Origin of the sequence: Herbaspirillum sp. YR522, assembly GCF_000282575.1 — a bacterium.
Taxonomy (GTDB): domain Bacteria; phylum Pseudomonadota; class Gammaproteobacteria; order Burkholderiales; family Burkholderiaceae_D; genus Herbaspirillum.
The window spans coordinates 32,668-49,274 of record NZ_AKJA01000037.1 but is presented as its reverse complement, the minus strand read 5'-3'; the positions used below and the strand labels follow the sequence as shown (position 1 = coordinate 49,274).

The 16,607-nt window shown below is 61.9% G+C and carries 16 protein-coding genes; 9 read left to right on the top strand and 7 right to left on the bottom strand.

Annotation, left to right across the window (positions count from 1 at the left end):
• Nucleotides 1-100: 100 nt before the first annotated feature.
• The 7 genes from PMI40_RS06545 to PMI40_RS06515 all read left to right on the top strand — a co-directional run bounded on the left by PMI40_RS06545 (nucleotide 101) and on the right by PMI40_RS06515 (nucleotide 7,930).
• Nucleotides 101-1,222, top strand: coding sequence for a DegT/DnrJ/EryC1/StrS aminotransferase family protein (locus tag PMI40_RS06545; protein ID WP_008113386.1), 1,122 nt, complete (start codon nucleotides 101-103; stop codon nucleotides 1,220-1,222).
• Between the two features lie 118 nt (nucleotides 1,223-1,340).
• Nucleotides 1,341-2,297: a glycosyltransferase gene (locus PMI40_RS06540; RefSeq protein WP_008113380.1), complete on the top strand. Its 957-nt coding sequence runs from the start codon at nucleotides 1,341-1,343 to the stop codon at nucleotides 2,295-2,297.
• Nucleotides 2,294-3,211, top strand: a complete 918-nt coding sequence (locus tag PMI40_RS06535; protein ID WP_008113378.1) for a formyltransferase — start codon at nucleotides 2,294-2,296, stop codon at nucleotides 3,209-3,211. The genes PMI40_RS06540 and PMI40_RS06535 overlap by 4 nt, the downstream gene beginning before the upstream one ends.
• A gap of 36 nt (nucleotides 3,212-3,247) precedes the next feature.
• Nucleotides 3,248-4,303 carry a bifunctional UDP-4-keto-pentose/UDP-xylose synthase gene (locus PMI40_RS06530; RefSeq protein ID WP_008113377.1) on the top strand — a complete coding sequence of 352 codons (1,056 nt, stop codon included), beginning with the start codon at nucleotides 3,248-3,250 and terminating at the stop codon, nucleotides 4,301-4,303.
• A 154-nt stretch (nucleotides 4,304-4,457) separates the two neighbouring features.
• Nucleotides 4,458-5,399 carry a polysaccharide deacetylase family protein gene (locus PMI40_RS06525; protein ID WP_008113375.1) on the top strand — a complete coding sequence of 314 codons (942 nt, stop codon included), beginning with the start codon at nucleotides 4,458-4,460 and terminating at the stop codon, nucleotides 5,397-5,399.
• 46 nt (nucleotides 5,400-5,445) lie between these two features.
• Nucleotides 5,446-5,922 carry a peroxiredoxin gene (locus PMI40_RS06520; RefSeq protein ID WP_008113374.1) on the top strand — a complete coding sequence of 159 codons (477 nt, stop codon included), beginning with the start codon at nucleotides 5,446-5,448 and terminating at the stop codon, nucleotides 5,920-5,922.
• Nucleotides 5,923-6,235: 313 nt separating this feature from the next.
• A complete protein-coding gene (locus PMI40_RS06515) occupies nucleotides 6,236-7,930 on the top strand; it encodes a PhoH family protein (RefSeq protein WP_008113373.1) in 1,695 nt (564 codons plus the stop codon).
• A gap of 474 nt (nucleotides 7,931-8,404) precedes the next feature.
• Here PMI40_RS06515 and PMI40_RS06510 read toward each other — a convergent pair whose 3' ends face one another.
• The 7 genes from PMI40_RS06510 to rpsF form a co-directional block, all read right to left on the bottom strand.
• Entirely contained in the window at nucleotides 8,405-9,412 is a 1,008-nt protein-coding gene (locus tag PMI40_RS06510; protein ID WP_008113372.1) for an inorganic phosphate transporter, read from the bottom strand.
• An 82-nt stretch (nucleotides 9,413-9,494) separates the two neighbouring features.
• Nucleotides 9,495-10,121, bottom strand: a complete 627-nt coding sequence (locus PMI40_RS06505) for a DUF47 domain-containing protein (protein WP_008113371.1) — start codon at nucleotides 10,119-10,121, stop codon at nucleotides 9,495-9,497.
• Between the two features lie 140 nt (nucleotides 10,122-10,261).
• On the bottom strand, nucleotides 10,262-11,707 hold the full coding sequence (locus tag PMI40_RS06500; RefSeq protein ID WP_008113369.1) for a replicative DNA helicase: 1,446 nt from the start codon (nucleotides 11,705-11,707) through the stop codon (nucleotides 10,262-10,264).
• A 205-nt stretch (nucleotides 11,708-11,912) separates the two neighbouring features.
• A complete protein-coding gene (gene rplI, locus PMI40_RS06495) occupies nucleotides 11,913-12,365 on the bottom strand; it encodes a 50S ribosomal protein L9 (RefSeq protein WP_008113367.1) in 453 nt (150 codons plus the stop codon).
• Between the two features lie 24 nt (nucleotides 12,366-12,389).
• A complete protein-coding gene (gene rpsR / locus PMI40_RS06490; protein ID WP_008113365.1) occupies nucleotides 12,390-12,674 on the bottom strand; it encodes a 30S ribosomal protein S18 in 285 nt (94 codons plus the stop codon).
• A 42-nt stretch (nucleotides 12,675-12,716) separates the two neighbouring features.
• Nucleotides 12,717-13,055 carry a primosomal replication protein N gene (gene priB, locus PMI40_RS06485; protein ID WP_238540905.1) on the bottom strand — a complete coding sequence of 113 codons (339 nt, stop codon included), beginning with the start codon at nucleotides 13,053-13,055 and terminating at the stop codon, nucleotides 12,717-12,719.
• Nucleotides 13,056-13,421 carry a 30S ribosomal protein S6 gene (gene rpsF, locus PMI40_RS06480; RefSeq protein WP_008113362.1) on the bottom strand — a complete coding sequence of 122 codons (366 nt, stop codon included), beginning with the start codon at nucleotides 13,419-13,421 and terminating at the stop codon, nucleotides 13,056-13,058. It lies immediately after the preceding gene.
• 295 nt (nucleotides 13,422-13,716) lie between these two features.
• On the opposite strand from rpsF, the gene lexA reads away from it, so the two are divergent.
• Both lexA and PMI40_RS06470 read left to right on the top strand, forming a co-directional pair.
• Nucleotides 13,717-14,370 (top strand): transcriptional repressor LexA, encoded by a 654-nt coding sequence (lexA, locus tag PMI40_RS06475; RefSeq protein ID WP_008113361.1) that lies wholly within the window; start codon nucleotides 13,717-13,719, stop codon nucleotides 14,368-14,370.
• Nucleotides 14,371-14,560: 190 nt separating this feature from the next.
• Nucleotides 14,561-16,522: a tetratricopeptide repeat protein gene (locus PMI40_RS06470; RefSeq protein WP_008113359.1), complete on the top strand. Its 1,962-nt coding sequence runs from the start codon at nucleotides 14,561-14,563 to the stop codon at nucleotides 16,520-16,522.
• Nucleotides 16,523-16,607 lie beyond the last annotated feature (85 nt).

Below are 16,607 nucleotides of genomic sequence, written 5' to 3'. Positions count from 1 at the left end.
ATAGCGCGCTGCCCGCACGGCGCCGGCAACGCGCTATTGCTGCAATACAACAAAACAAGATCACGAATTCGAATACCCGCCAGACTGGACACCAAGACCCATGAGCCTGCCCTTCCTGCCATTTGCCAAACCCACCATCGACGAGTCCACCATCGCGGCCGTGGCCGACGTGCTGCGCTCCGGCTGGATCACCAGCGGGCCCAAGGTGCAGGCCTTCGAGAAGGCCTTGTCCGATTACCTGGGCGGGCGCATCGTGCGCACCTTCAACTCCGGCACCTGCACCATGGAGATCGCGCTGCGCATCGCCGACGTGGGACCGGGCGACGAAGTCATCACCACCCCCATCTCGTGGGTGGCGACGGCCAACGTGATCCTGGAAACGGGCGCCACGCCGGTATTTGCCGACATCGACCCGATTACCCGCAACATCGACCTCGATCGCCTGGAAGCGGCCATCACCCCGGCCACCCGCGCCATCATCCCGGTCTACCTGTCGGGCCTGCCGGTCGACATGGATCGCCTCTACGACATCGCCAGGCGGCACAACCTGCGCGTCATCGAAGACGCCGCGCAGGCGCTTGGCTCGACCTGGAACGGTCGCCGCATCGGCTCCTTCGGCGACTTCGTGTCGTTCAGCCTGCAGGCCAACAAGAACATCACCTCCAGCGAAGGCGGCTTCCTGGTGCTCAACAACGCCGACGAGGCGCGCCTGGCGGAAAAATACCGCTTGCAGGGGGTCACCCGCAGCGGCTTCGACGGCCTCGAGGTCGACGTGCTGGGCGGCAAGTTCAACATGACCGACGTGGCCGCCGCCATCGGCCTGGGCCAGTTCGCCCAGGTCGATGCGATCACCGCCCATCGCAAGCAGCTGGCACGCCATTACTTCAGCTGCTTCGGCAGCGACTTCGAAGCCCAGAGCGGCGCCCAGCTGCCGGTGGCCGACTTCGAGAACTCCAACTGGCACATGTTCCAGCTGGTATTGCCCGAACGCATCACCCGTGCCGTCTTCATGGAAAAGATGATGGAAAAGCAAGTCGGCATCGGCTACCACTACCCGGCGATCCACCTGCTCAAGCTGTACCGCGAGCGCGGCTTCGGCGAAGGCATGTTCCCCGTGGCCGAACGGGTCGGCCAGCGCATCGTGTCGTTGCCGATGTTCAATGTCATGAGTAAAGACGACGTCGAACGGTCGGTGGAAACGGTAAAATCCGTGCTGCGTTGATTTTGCCCCCGTCCCGGGCAAGCATCGGCGCCCTGGCGGCATCACCCAACCCGGGCCCGATCCGCGCCAGCATTTTCGCGGTGTCGGGCCCTTGGCCTATTTTCAGTATTACGCATTGATGAAACCAGAACTGTCCGTCGTCATCCCGGTTTATAACGAGGAATCGGGCCTTGCCAAGCTGTTCGAGCGCCTCTATCCGGCGCTCGACGCCTTGGGCTACAGCTATGAAGTGATCTTCGTCAACGATGGCAGCCGCGATCGCTCGGCCGGCATCCTGGCCGAGCAGTACCGCCTGCGCCCGGACGTCACCCGGGTGGTGCTGTTTAACGGCAACTACGGCCAGCACATGGCGATCATGGCCGGTTTCGAGGCCACCCGCGGCGAGGTGGTGGTCACGCTCGACGCCGACCTGCAGAACCCGCCCGAGGAAATCGGCAACCTGGTGGCCAAGATGCGCGAAGGCTACGACTATGTCGGCTCGATCCGGCGCGAGCGCCAGGATTCGGCCTGGCGCACCTATGCCTCCAAGGCCATGAACCGCCTGCGCGAAAAGATCACCCGCATCAAGATGACCGACCAGGGCAACATGCTGCGCGCCTATGGCCGCAACGTGATCGACCTGGTCAACCGCTGCAGCGAGGTCAACACCTTCGTGCCGGCGCTGGCCTATACCTTCTCGCGCAACCCGACCGAAATCGTGGTCGAGCACGAAGAGCGCTCGGCCGGAGAATCGAAGTATTCGCTCTACAGCCTGATCCGCCTCAACTTCGACCTGGTGACCGGCTTCTCGCTGGTGCCGCTGCAGTTCTTCTCGCTCCTGGGCATCGGCCTGGCATTCGCGTCGGCGGCGCTGTTCGTGCTGATCGTGCTGCGGCGCCTGATGCTGGGCGCGGAAGTGGGCGGCGTCTTTACGCTGTTTGCGATCACCTTCTTCCTGATGGGCGTGATCCTGTTCTCGATCGGGCTGCTGGGAGAATACATCGGCCGCATCTACATGCAGGTGCGGGCACGACCACGCTATGTGGTCCAGGCCATCCTGGAGCATTCCAGCGACGACGACAGGCAGGGCACATGAACGCTGTCGTCTTCGCCTATCACGATGTGGGGCTGCGCTGCCTGAAGGTACTGCTGGCGCGCGGCGTGCGGGTGTCGCTGGTGGTGTCGCACGAAGACAGCCCGGGCGAGAACATCTGGTTCGGTTCGGTGGCGCAACTATGCCGCGAAGCCGGGATCGCCTGCATCACCCCGACCGATCCCAAGTCGCCGCAATTGCTGGCCCAGGTGCAGGCGGCGCAACCCGACTTCATCTTCAGTTTCTACTACCGCCACATGCTGCCGCAGGAAATCCTCGGCGTACCCAGGCACGGTGCATTCAACATGCATGGCTCGCTGTTGCCCAAGTATCGCGGCCGGGTACCGATCAACTGGGCGGTACTGCATGGCGAGACCGAAACCGGCGCCACGCTGCACGAGATGACGGCCAAACCCGATGCCGGCGCCATCGTGGCGCAGACCTCGGTGCCGATCCTGCCCGACGATACCGCCCACGAAGTGTTCGCCAAGGTCGTGGTGGCCGCCGAGCAGACCCTGTGGTCGGCCTTGCCGGCCATGCTGTCGGGGCGCACCCCCCGCCTGCCCAACAACCTGGCCGCGGGCAGCTACTTCGGCGGGCGCAAGCCCGAGGATGGCCGTATCGACTGGCGACGTACCGCGCGCGAGGTCCACAACCTGGTGCGCGCCGTGGCGCCTCCCTACCCTGGCGCCTTCGAAGAAATCGCCGGTGATAAAATCACGATCACGCGTACCCGCCTGGTGCTGCCCGCGGCCCACCCTGCGCTGCAGAAAACGCATGGCATGCAGGACAAGTTCTTCGAAGGGGGCAAGTTGTACGCGCGCTGCGGCGACGGCGACTTCCTCCAGATCCTCGGCATCCAGATCAACGACCAGGATGCCTCGCTCAACAATTACCTGAAATACATGGCCTCCTGATCCACCTGGATCACGGCCTAACCACTAGCTAACATCATGAAAAAAGTCCTCATTCTCGGCGTCAACGGCTTCATCGGCCATCACCTGTCCAAGCGCATCCTGGAAACCACGGATTGGCACGTCTATGGCATGGACATGATGACCGATCGCATTACCGACATCCTCGACAACGAGGCCTACAAGTCGCGGATGCATTTCTTCGAAGGCGACATCACGATCAACCAGGAATGGGTCGAATACCACGTCAAGAAGTGCGACGTGATCCTGCCGCTGGTGGCCATCGCCACTCCGTCGACCTACGTCAATGCGCCGCTGCGGGTGTTCGAACTGGACTTCGAAGCCAACCTGCCGATCGTGCGTTCGGCCGCCAAGTACAAGAAGCACTTGGTGTTCCCGTCGACCTCGGAAGTCTATGGCATGTGCCACGACGACGAATTCGATTCCGAAGAATCCGAACTGATCTGCGGCCCGATCAACAAGCCGCGCTGGATCTATTCGTGCGCCAAGCAGTTGATGGACCGCGTGATCTGGGGCTATGGCATGGAAGCCGGCCTGAACTTCACCCTGTTCCGTCCGTTCAACTGGATCGGCGCCGGGCTGGATTCGATCCACACGCCCAAGGAAGGCAGCTCGCGCGTGGTGACCCAGTTCTTCGGCCACATCGTGCGCGGCGAGAACATCTCGCTGGTCGACGGCGGCCAGCAGAAGCGCGCCTTCACCTATATCGACGACGGCATCGATGCGCTGATGAAGATCATCGCCAACGAAGGCGGCGTTGCCTCCGGCAAGATCTATAACATCGGCAACCCGGTCAACAACTTCTCGATTCGCGAACTGGCGCACATGATGCTGACGCTGGCCGCCGAGTACCCCGAGTACGCCGAATCAGCCAAGCAGGTGCAACTGATCGAAACCACCTCCTCGGCCTACTATGGCAAGGGCTACCAGGACGTGCAGAACCGCGTGCCCAAGATCACCAACACCTGTGAAGAGTTGAACTGGAAGCCCGTCACCACCATGCCCGACACCCTGCGCAACATCTTCGATGCCTATCGCAGCCAGGTGGCCGAAGCACGCGCGCTGATGGATTGACCTGCATCGCAGGCCAGCTGACCGACCGCGCCCGATGGCGCGGTTTGTTTTTGCGGTTCCGGGACCGCTGTATATTGTCGCCGACCGAGCACAATGCTAGTGTGCTGGGTTGGCAGTTTGTCGAACTGCCAATCCAGCAGACCATCACCCACTCATGCCAAAACTTACTCTCAAGATCGACGCCGACACCTATCGCGGCACCCGCGTGGGCGTTCCCAACCTGATCGACCAGTTGCGGCGTCATGATGCCGGCGCCACCTTCCTCTTTTCGCTTGGCCACGACCATACCGGCTGGGCGCTCAAGCAGATCTTCCGGCCCGGTTTCTTCAGCAAGGTGTCGCGCACTTCGGTGGTGGAGCACTATGGCCTCAAGACCCTGATGTACGGCACGCTGCTGCCGGCGCCCGACATCGGCAAGACCTGCGCCGACCATATGCGCCGCGCCGGCGCGGCCGGCTTCGAATGCGGCATCCACACCTGGGACCATCGGGTATGGCAGGACGACGTGCGCGGCGCCGACGCCGCCTGGACCCAGGAGACCATGCAACTGGCCTATGGCCGTTACCACGACATCTTCGGGGTCGCACCGACCACCCATGGCGCCGCCGGCTGGCAGATGAATCCGCATGCCTTCCTGCAGCTCGACGAGTTCGGCATCGCCTATGCATCGGACGGCCGGGTCCAGCTGCGCGAGGATGGCCGCATCGCCGATCCCGACGCCGGCCCGCACCGGCTGTCGATCAATGGTCGAACACTCGACTGCGTGCAGCTGCCCACGACGCTGCCCACGCTCGACGAGATCCTGGGGCGTACCATCGGCGGCAAGCTGATCGACGCCGGCAACGCGGCGCAACTGCTGCTCGGGCTCACCCGCGAGCGGCGCGATCACGTCTTCACGCTGCACGCCGAACTTGAAGGGCAGAAGCTTGCCCCCATCTTCGAACAATTGCTCGGCGGCTGGCGCGCACAAGGCTACGAGTTGTGCTCGATGGGCCAGTACCACGCCAGCGTCAAGGACGACGTATTGCCGATCCTACCGGTTGCCTGGGGCGAATTGCCCGGCCGCTCCGGCGAGATGATCGTCCAGGCCAGCTGAGCTTTGCCACGATACGACCAACAACAAACAACCTACAAGGCACACCTTGACCGATCGTCCATCACTGCACCACAAGACGGTGCCCGAGTTCTCGGCCGCCATGACCAGCGGCAAGACCTTCCACCTGGCCGATTACCGGGGCCGCAACCTGGTGCTGTACTTCTATCCGAAGGACAATACCCCCGGCTGCACCACCGAAGGCATGCAGTTCCGCGACCTGCACCCCGAGTTCCTGGCGCACAACACCGACATCTTCGGTGTCAGCCGCGACAGTGTGAAGTCGCATGAGAACTTCAAGGGCAAGCTCGGCATGCCCTTCGAACTGATCTCGGACCCCGACGAAACGCTGTGCAACATGTTCGATGTCATGAAGCTGAAAAACATGTATGGCAAACAGGTGCGTGGCGTCGAGCGCAGCACGTTTGTGATTGACGGCACCGGCAAAGTGGTGAAAGAATGGCGTGGAGTCAAGGTTCCAGCCCACGTCGACGACGTGCTGGCCTTCATCAAAACCATCGCCTGAGAGCACGCTTGCCGGCAACGCCAGACCGCCGGCAGGGTTGATCAAAAGGCCACGACGCGATTGCCTGGCAACCATCCCGCCGTGCTTGACGAATAACGGTCAATCGAAACAAGCCTTTGAATTCAAATAGAAAAGCGTCACACGGAAGCCGTTCCTGGTTTAGGCCTCAGGCCTGCCACAGCGGCTTTTTTTCTTTTCCGCCGGCCATGGCCATCCCCCTTTTGCGTTTTCCGCCTCCCTTGCCGTTAGCAGTCTTGCCATTCCTGTTCGCTCTGACAAAGCGGTGTTTTCTTCATTCATTACCGAGGTTCTGATGCCCCTGCCCAAAATGCCGAGCAAACCAGCTGCGTTATTGTCCATCGAAGACTATCCAAAGGCCGAGAGCAATAAACCTGTCAAACCGAACATCGCACTCGTAGACACCGCCCCGCCCGCGCCCGCCCGGGCTGTGGTGGCCAAGGCCGCCGAGCCGGCCGCCAAGCAAGCGCCACGCGCGCGCAGCACCACCGCCAAGGCCGCCGCGGCCGACAAGCCCACGAGTGGCGCCAAGGCGGTGGAGAGCCGCTCCAAGTCGACCACCAGCCGCGCCGCCGACAAGATGGGCATGTCCAAGCTGTTCGTGCTCGACACCAACGTGCTGATGCATGACCCGACCTCGCTGTTCCGCTTCGAGGAACACGACATCTACCTGCCGATGGTCACGCTCGAAGAGCTCGACAATCACAAGAAAGGCATGTCGGAGGTGGCCCGCAACGCGCGCCAGATTTCGCGTTCGCTCGACGCCCTGGTGAGCGACATCGCCGAAGACGCCATCGACCTCGGCATACCGCTGGCCAAGCTGGGCAACAAGGACGCCAAGGGGCGCCTGTTCTTCCAGACCAAGCTGCAAAACGCCGCCCTGCCCGATGGCCTGCCCCAGGGCAAGGCCGACAACCAGATCCTCGGCGTGGTGCGCGCGCTCGACCAGCAATACCCGGAGCGTCCGGTGGTGCTGGTGTCCAAGGACATCAACATGCGTCTCAAGGCGCGTGCCATCGGCTTGCCGGCCGAGGACTACTTCAACGACCACGTCCTGGAAGACACCGACCTGCTGTACTCCGGCATCCAGCAGTTGCCCGATGATTTCTGGAACAAGCACGGCAAGGGCATGGAGTCGTGGCAGGAAAACAAGCATGGCACCGGCTACACCTATTACCGTGTCACCGGTCCCTATGTGCCGTCGTTGCTGGTGAACCAGTTCGTCTTCATCGAGCCGCGCAACGGCGAGCCTTCGTTCTACGGGCAGGTGTCGCAGATCAACGGCAAGACCGCCGTGCTGCAGACGCTGCGCGATTTCGGTCACGCCAAGAACAGCGTCTGGGGCATCACCGCACGCAATCGCGAACAGAACTTCGCGCTGAACCTGCTGATGAACCCGGAATGCGACTTCGTCACGCTGCTGGGCCAGGCCGGTACCGGCAAGACCCTGCTGGCGCTGGCGGCGGGCTTGGCGCAGGTGCTCGAGACCAAGCTCTACAACGAGATCATCGTCACCCGGGTGACGGTCCCCGTGGGTGAAGACATCGGCTTTTTGCCCGGCACCGAGGAAGAGAAGATGGGGCCGTGGATGGGCGCCTTCGACGACAACCTGGAAGTGCTCAACAAGTCCGACGGCGACGCCGGCGAATGGGGCCGGGCCGCGACCCAGGACCTGATCCGCTCGCGCATCAAGATCAAGTCGCTCAACTTCATGCGCGGCCGCACCTTCGTCAACAAGTTCCTGATCATCGACGAAGCCCAGAACCTGACGCCCAAGCAGATGAAGACGCTGGTCACCCGTGCCGGCCCTGGTACCAAGATCATCTGCCTGGGCAACATCGCCCAGATCGACACGCCGTACCTGACCGAAGGTTCCAGCGGCCTGACCTACGTGGTCGACCGCTTCAAGGGCTGGTCGCATAGCGGTCACGTCACCCTGGCGCGCGGCGAACGCTCGCGCCTGGCCGATCACGCCAGCGATGTGCTGTAGGTCCGCAAGTTAGCCTTGTCCTGCCTGGAAAGACAATGACCACCCTCGCGGTGGTCATTTTTTTTGGGCTCGATGTCCGGTGGCGGTGCTGCGCCCGGTCCCCACGACAACAAGGGCACACCCGCCCGCACATGAAAAATGGCCCGCGGGAGGGAGTAATGCTGTTCAGTTAAGCGCGTTTCATCCGATTATTTTCCGTTCGGCGTCGGTACGCCTTCGATACGGTCCTGCGGACCACCTCAGTCCGAACGGTGGTTGGGTGATCGACAAAAAGTAAACTATTTCCCGTTCGTACTGAGTAGCTGCCTTGGCAGCATATCGAAGGCGCTGCTGACTTTGCCGCCAGCGCGCCTTCGAGGCCATCCTGCGCATCACCTCAGCGCGAACGGTCTATCAATGCAAAAATGCCGTTCAGTCTTAACTGAACGGCATTACCCCGGGAGGGAGGGCCATTTTGGACGCGCCAGGCGGGTATTACAGGATCTTGGTGCCCAGCCACCAAGCAATGGCGGCGACGAAGGCCGACGCCGGGATGGTGAAGATCCAGGCCCAGACGATGTTGCTGGCCACGCCCCACCGCACCGCCGACATCTTCTGCGATGCGCCCACGCCGACGATGGCGCCGGTGATGGTATGGGTGGTCGAGACCGGAATGCCGAATGCGGTGGCGATGAACAGGGTGATGGCGCCGCCCGTCTCGGCACAGAAACCACCTACCGGTTTCAACTTGGTGATCTTCTGGCCCATGGTCTTGACGATGCGCCAGCCACCGAACAGGGTGCCCAGGCTGATGGCGCAGTAGCAGGAGATGATCACCCACATCGGCGGCGCATCGCCGGTCGACTGGCCGGCTGCGATCAGCAGCATCCAGATCACGCCGATGGTCTTCTGCGCGTCATTGCCGCCATGCCCGAGGCTGTACATCGAGGCCGACAGCAACTGCAGCCGGCGGAACCAGCCATCGATCTTGCGCGGCGTCGAGCGGAAGAAGATCCACGACACCATCAGCATCATCAATGAACCGAAGATCAGGCCCAGCAATGGCGACAGGACGATGAACAGGATCGTCTTGAGCAGGCCGGCCGAGATCAGCGCGCCGGTGCCGGCCTTGGCCACCGCGGCGCCGACCAGGCCACCGATGAGCGCATGCGAGGACGAGGAAGGAATGCCGTAGTACCAGGTCACCAGGTTCCAGAAGATCGCACCGACCAACGCGCCGAAGATGACATAGTGATCCACCACGCTGGGGTCGATGGTGCCCTTGCCGACCGAGGCCGCCACATGCAGCTGGTGGAACACGAACACCGCCGCCAGGTTGAAGAAGGCGGCCATGGCGACCGCGGTCTGCGGGCGCAACACGCCGGTCGACACCACGGTGGCGATCGCGTTGGCGGCATCGTGGAAGCCGTTCATGAAATCGAACAGCAGCGCCAGGACGATCAGGAGCGCCAGGATATGTAGGCTGATTTGTACTGTATGCATGGAAAGGACCGTGTTTGCTGGAGGCGGCCGACAGGCCGGTCATCGTGCCACCGGGCCCGCATGGGCCGCGGCGACATCGACATCAGGCGTTCTCGACGATGATGCCTTCGATGATGTTGGCCACGTCCTCGCAGCGGTCGGTCACGGTTTCCAGGATCTCGTAGATGGCCTTGAGCTTGATCAGGGTACGCACGTCGGGTTCGTCGCGGAACAGCTTGGACATGGCCGCGCGCATGACGTGATCGGCGTCGGATTCGAGGCGATCGATTTCCTGGCAGATGGCCAGGATCTGGCGCGAGTTGTCCATATTGTGCAGCAGGCCGACGGCTGCCTGCACCTTCTCGGCACAGGTCAGGCACAGTTCTGCCAGGCGCTTGGCCTCAGGCGTGATGGCCTTGATGTCGTAGAGCGAAATGGTCTGGGCCGCATCTTCGAGCAGGTCGAGGATATCGTCCATGCGGGTGATCAGCTGGTGGATATCGTCGCGGTCGAGCGGCGTGATGAAGGTCTTGTGCAACAACTCGATGGTGTTGTGCGTCACCTTGTCGGCCTGCTTCTCGACCGTCTCGATGGCATGCACGCGAATTTCGAGGTCGTCGAAATTGGTCATCAGCGCGACCATCTCTTTTGCACACTTGACCGCCAACTCGGCATGCTGATTGAACAGGTCAAAGAATTTGCCTTCGGTCGGCATCAGTCGTCCAAACATGTTTCACTCTCTCATCAATATGTCGCGCCCGCCTGTGGGCGCTGTTTATACCGGCGGCGATCCGATTGCCGCCTCCGGCGTATATCTTCCCGCGCTGCGTGGCGCCCCCATGGCAGCCGCGCAGCGCAGGACTTCCTCCGTCAATCGCCGCCGTAGGGGTTGGCGAGATTGCCGATATAGTTGTCGTACTTGGTGTATTGCCCCAGAAACGAGAGCCGGATACTGCCGATGGGGCCATTACGCTGCTTGCCGATGATGATCTCGGCAGTCCCCTTGTCGGGCGAGTCCGGATTGTAAACCTCGTCGCGGTAAATGAACAAAATAACGTCGGCATCCTGCTCGATGGCGCCGGATTCGCGCAAGTCGGACATCACGGGACGCTTGTTGGGACGCTGTTCGAGCGCGCGGTTGAGCTGGGACAGCGCGATCACCGGGCAATTGAGTTCCTTGGCCAGGCCCTTCAGGCTACGCGAGATTTCCGAGATCTCCGAGGCGCGGTTCTCGGAAGAACTGCCGCCATTGCCCGACATCAGCTGCAGGTAGTCGATGATGATCAGGCCCAGCTTGCCGCATTGGCGCGCCAGTCGCCGCGAGCGCGCGCGCAATTCGATCGGGCTCAGGGCCGGGGTCTCGTCGATGTAGAACTGCGCGTCGTTCATCTTCTGGATGGCGTGCGTCAGGCGCGGCCAGTCCTCGTCGAGCAGGCGGCCGGTACGCAGGCGATGCTGGTCGAGCCGACCCACCGAGCCCAGCATACGCATGGCCAGCTGGGTACCGCCCATTTCCATCGAGAACACCGCCACCGGCAGGCCGCTTTCGATGGCCACCGTCTCGCCGATGTTGATCGAAAATGCGGTCTTGCCCATCGAGGGACGGCCGGCCACGATGATCAGGTCGCCCGGTTGCAGGCCGGAGGTCATCTTGTCGAGATCGATGAAGCCGGTCGGTACGCCCGTGATGTCGCTGGTGTTGTCGCGATTGTAGAGCTCGTCGATGCGCTCGACCACCTGGGTCAGCAGCGGCTGGATTTCCATGAAGCCCTGGGTGCCGCGCGAGCCTTCCTCGGCGATGGCGAAGATCTTCGACTCGGCCTCGTCGAGCATCTGCTTGACGTCCTTGCCTTGCGGATTGAACGCGTTGCCGGAGATCTCGTCGGCCACCGTGATGAGCTTGCGCAGGATACCGCGGTCGCGCACGATCTCGGCGTAACGACGGATGTTGGCGGCCGAAGGCGTGTTCTGGGCCAGCGCATTGAGGTACACCAGGCCACCCACCTCCTCGGCCTTGCCGCTGTTGGACAGCGCTTCGAAGACGGTGATGACGTCAGCCGGCTTGGTGGCGTTGATCAGCTTGACGATGTGCTCGAAGATGATGCGGTGGTCGTAGCGATAGAAGTCCTCGGGACTGACGAAGTCGGCAATCCGGTCCCAGGCGGCATTGTCGAGCAACAGGCCACCCAGCACCGATTGCTCCGATTCGATCGAATGAGGAGGTACCCGCAGCGAATCGACCTCGGGATCGGAGGAACCCCGGAACGGCGGGAAGGAGTCTTTCGTGGCGCGGGATGATTCTTTCATGGCGCGCATTATAACCTGCTCTCGGACATGGGCCTTGTGGCCAGACGGCTGTGGCGCCGGGCATCGGGCGCAGGCAACCGGATTACCCCGCTCCCCGGCGCTTGCTTTACGGGGCCGCGCGACGGACGGCGGGATGCGGGGCGGAAAACGGCAACAAAAAAGCCAGGCGAACCCGGCTTTTTTGTTGCAAATTGAATTGCAGCGAGCGCAATGATTACGCTTGCTCGCCCTTCACGGCGATGGTCACATCGACCACCACGTCGGTGTGCAGGGCAACTGCAACGGCGTGCTCGCCAACGATCTTCAGCGGGCCGTTAGGCAGGCGAACTGCCGACTTCTCGACCACGAAGCCCTTCTTGGCCAGCGCTTGAGCGATGTCGAAGTTGGTCACGGAACCGAACAGGCGGCCATCGACACCGGCCTTCTGGCCGATCTCGATGGTCGAACCCGCCAGCTTCTCGCCTTGGGCCTGAGCCGCTGCCAGCTTTTCAGCAGCGGCCTTCTCGAGGTCGGCACGCTTGGTTTCGAATTCGGCGATCGCGGTTTGCGTGGCACGACGTGCCTTGCGTTGCGGGATCAGGAAGTTACGTGCGAAACCGTCCTTGACGCGGACTACATCGCCCAGGCTACCGAGATTACCAATCTTTTCCAACAGAATGACTTGCATGTTTTTCTCCTATTTCTCGGCCGATTACGCGTTGTGCAGATCGGTGTAAGGCACCAGGGCCAGGTAGCGTGCGCGCTTGATCGCGGTGTCGACCTGACGTTGGTAGTGCGCCTTGGTGCCGGTCAGGCGTGCCGGCATGATCTTGCCGTTTTCCTGGACGAAGTCCTTCAGGGTCTCGACGTCCTTGTAATCGACCTGTTCAACGCCAGCGGCGGTGAAACGGCAGAATTTCTTGCGCTTGAACAGCGGGTTTTGCTGTTGGCGCTTTTGCTTCAGTTTGCTTTTATCGAACTTTTTACCGAATGCCATGATGAGGCTCCTGTATCTGTAAATTGGGTGATATCTATCGGATCAACCGATCAGATCAAAATCAACGATGTGAAACACGACGCTCTTGCTGTTGCGATTCCTGCGGGCCAGAAAACCGGTGAACCGGAACGTGCCACCTAACGCTGCCCGATTGAGTCGACCGGAGATTTCCCCGGCGGCCATGGCCGCCATGTCGAACTCCACCTGGCGCTTCATACCCGCTTCCACCTGTTCCGACTGGTGCTGCAATCTCGCAGTCACGATCGGAATACCGGCCGGTGTGTAACGCAATACATCGCGTTCGGCCAGCAAGGCGGTTACTTGAAGCTGGTTTTCTGCATGGGCGCTGGTGCCGCTGGTGCTTTCTATCGCAACTGGCAATTAGGCTGCCGGTGCTTCAGTGCGGGTCTTGGCCGCGTCTTCCTTCTGCACTGCCTTCAGGATTGGCGAAGGACCGGTTTCGGCCTTCTTGGTCTTGACGGTCAGGTGACGCAGGACTGCATCGTTGAACTTGAAGCCGGTTTCGATTTCGGCCAGCGTTTCGCTGTCGACTTCGATGTTCAGGCAGACGTAGTGTGCCTTGGCCAGCTTCTGGATCTGATAGGCCAATTGACGACGGCCCCAATCTTCGACACGGTGCACCTTGCCGCCGCGAGTGGTGACGATGCCCTTGTAGCGCTCGATCATCGCCGGAACTTGCTCGCTTTGGTCCGGATGGACGATAAATACGATTTCATAATGACGCATGTAGACTCCTTGTGGACTATTGACAGACGCCCACCCCGGCGTCAAGACGGGTGTGGGAAGAGGAAAGCCGGCAACTATACTCGAAACGAGGCGACACCGCAATGAAATGACACGCCAGGCGAGGCGCGGCGACCACAGATGGCCTTCGGCTACCCGGTTCGACCGAACATTATCTATATAAGACGCATTGCCGCCGGTGGTCGACGTCATGTTGCCGTTGACACAAAGAATGTAACTGTATAAAAATACAGACTGTTCATACAAACAGCCTTTTTACCCGAAAAAGGCCTCCAACATGCTCAAGCTGACCGCGCGCCAGGAACAGATCCTCAACCTGATCAAGAACGCCATCGAAAACACCGGCTTCCCTCCCACGCGCGCCGAGATCGCCGCCGAGCTCGGGTTTCGCTCGGCCAACGCCGCCGAAGAGCACCTGCAGGCGCTGGCCCGCAAGGGCGCCATCGAGATCTCGCCGGGCACCTCGCGCGGTATCCGCCTGCGCGAAGGCGGCTCCACGGGGATCAACCTGGGCAACCAGATGGCGCTGCCCCACCCCGCACTGATGCAGCTGACGTTGCCGCTGGTGGGTCGCGTGGCCGCCGGCTCGCCCATCCTGGCTCAGGAGCACATCGAAAAGAACTACCAGGTCGACCCGGCCCTGTTCGCCTCGCGCCCGGACTACCTGCTCAAGGTGCGCGGCATGTCGATGCGCGACGCAGGCATCCTCGACGGCGACATCCTGGCCGTCAAGAAGGCCGACCAGGCCCGCAATGGACAGATCGTGGTGGCCCGCCTGGGCGACGACGTCACCGTCAAGCGCTACCAGAAGACCGGCTCGGGGATCGCCCTGCTCCCCGAGAATCCCGACTTCGAGCCCATCATCGTCATGCCTGGCGCCGACGACTTCGCCCTCGAGGGCCTGGCCGTGGGGCTGCTGCGCAGCTGGTAGGCCACTGGTTTTTGCGGCGACACGCTTGCCGCCCCCCCCCGATCCCCGTCGCGCTTGCGCGTGAAACGGGGATTTTTGCTTTCTGTTCGCACTTTCACTCCGATGCGTTGCCACATATCATGCAGGCTATCGGATTGTGTCCGGCCCGAAGGGCCAGGCGGCACACTAAATAAGAGCAAGGAAATCATCGATGTCGACGCGCAAGGGAAGTCCCAAACCACCTCCGCCCACGGGCAAGCCGCAATTGCAGGACCTGCTGGACGTGCGGGCCTGCCTTGATTTTCTGGAAGAGCTCAAGCTGGACTCGGCCCGGGAGCTTTGCGAGGCGGTACTCAAGCGCGCCCCCAACCTGGTCTTCGCCAACAACGCGCGGGGCCTGATCGCCCAGCAGGAAGGCCAATATGCGATCGCCGAGCAATACCTGCGGCGTGCCGTCAGCGCCGACCCGTATAACGCCGAGTACATCACCAGCCTGGGCAATGCGGTACTGAAGCAGGACCGCATCGACGAGTCGATCAAGCTGTACGAACAGGCCATCACCATCGACAAGGAGTTTCGCGATGCCCGCATCGGGCTGGCCAACGCCTTGCACGAGAAGAATGACCCGGATGCCTCGATCGCCTATTTCGAGGACGCCGTGCGACGCGAGCCCGATGCACCCGGCCCGCTGTCGCACCTGGGTCGCGCCCTGACCGATGCCAAGCGCTATGACGAAGCGGTCACCACCATCCTCAAGTCGCTGGCGCTGGACATCAGCTTTGCGCCGGCCCATACCGCCCTGGGCGAAGCGTTCTATGCGATGGGCATGTACAAGGAATCGCTGGAGTCACACAAGACCGCCTTGCTGATGGACCCCAAGGATACCTACGCCCATAGCAAGATCGCCGATGCCTACCTGAAACTGGACCAGCCCGACCTGGCCCACGAGCATTACCAGCAGATCATCGAGATCGCGCCCAAGGACCCCAACAGTTACGCCCGCCTGGCCGTCAGCATTGCCGCCACCCAGCAGCGCATTGACGAAGCGATGGAACTGTTCAAGAAGGCGCTCGAGATCGACCCGCGCCACGCCCTCACCTATAACAACCTGGGCGTGGTGCTGCACGACCAGGGAAAAACCATGGAAGCGCTGTCCTACTTCGAGAAGGCGCTCGAGAACCAGCCAACCTATCTCACCGCGTTGCACAACATGTCACTCGGACAATTGTTGCATGGACGCCTGAAGGAAGGCTGGAAAAACCACGAAAGCCGCCTGATCGTGCGCGAGCGCACCCACGTCTATCGCGTCATCCACAAGCTGTTCAACCTGATCCCCAAATGGGACGGCGTGTCTTCGCTGGCCGGCAAATACATCCTGCTGCTGCACGAACAAGGCTTTGGCGACAGCATCCAGTTCGTGCGCTACGTGGGCCTGCTGCAGCAACGCGGCGCGCGGGTGGCGCTGCATGTGAAGAATCCGCTGTACCGCCTGTTCGAGACGTATTCACCGGACGTCACGCTGGTGCGGGAGACCGACCCGATCCCACCCTGCGACTGCGCATATGTGCTGATGAGCCTGCCGCACGCGCTGGGCACCGATACGGTGGAAGATATCCCCGCATCCCCGGCCTACCTGTCGGCCGACCCCGCCGAGCGGGAACGCCTGCGCCTGCGGCTGGCCGAGGTGTCGCCCGACCCCCGCCGCTTGCGCGTGGGCATCGTCTGGGGCGGCAACCCCGAGCACGGCAACGACCGCCGCCGCTCGATTGCATTGCATAAATTGCAACCCCTGTTCGACCTCGACGGCATCGATTTCTTCTCGCTGCAAAAGGGCAAGCCGACCGAGGACTTGAAGCAATTGCCACCCCGCACGACGGTATTCAATATCGGCGAGCAATTCAACGATTTTGCCGATACCGCTGCCGCCATCGCCAACATGGACCTGGTCATCAGCGTCGACACCTCGGTGGTGCACCTGGCGGGCGCGCTGGGCGGACGTACCTGGACCCTGCTGGCACGCACCCCCGACTGGCGCTGGCTGCTCGATCGCGACGACTCGCCCTGGTATCCCAACATGCGCCTGTTCCGCCAGACCGAGGACGACAACTGGGAACCCGTGATCGAACGCATGGCCATCGAGCTGGCCGCCCTACGCGACAGCAAGGCCGCCTGACCCCGCGCAGGCCTGCAACACAGCCGCCCCTTCCACCGGAACGGGCGGCTGTCGTCATATGGGCACCGTTTTTTTCGCCGATCTA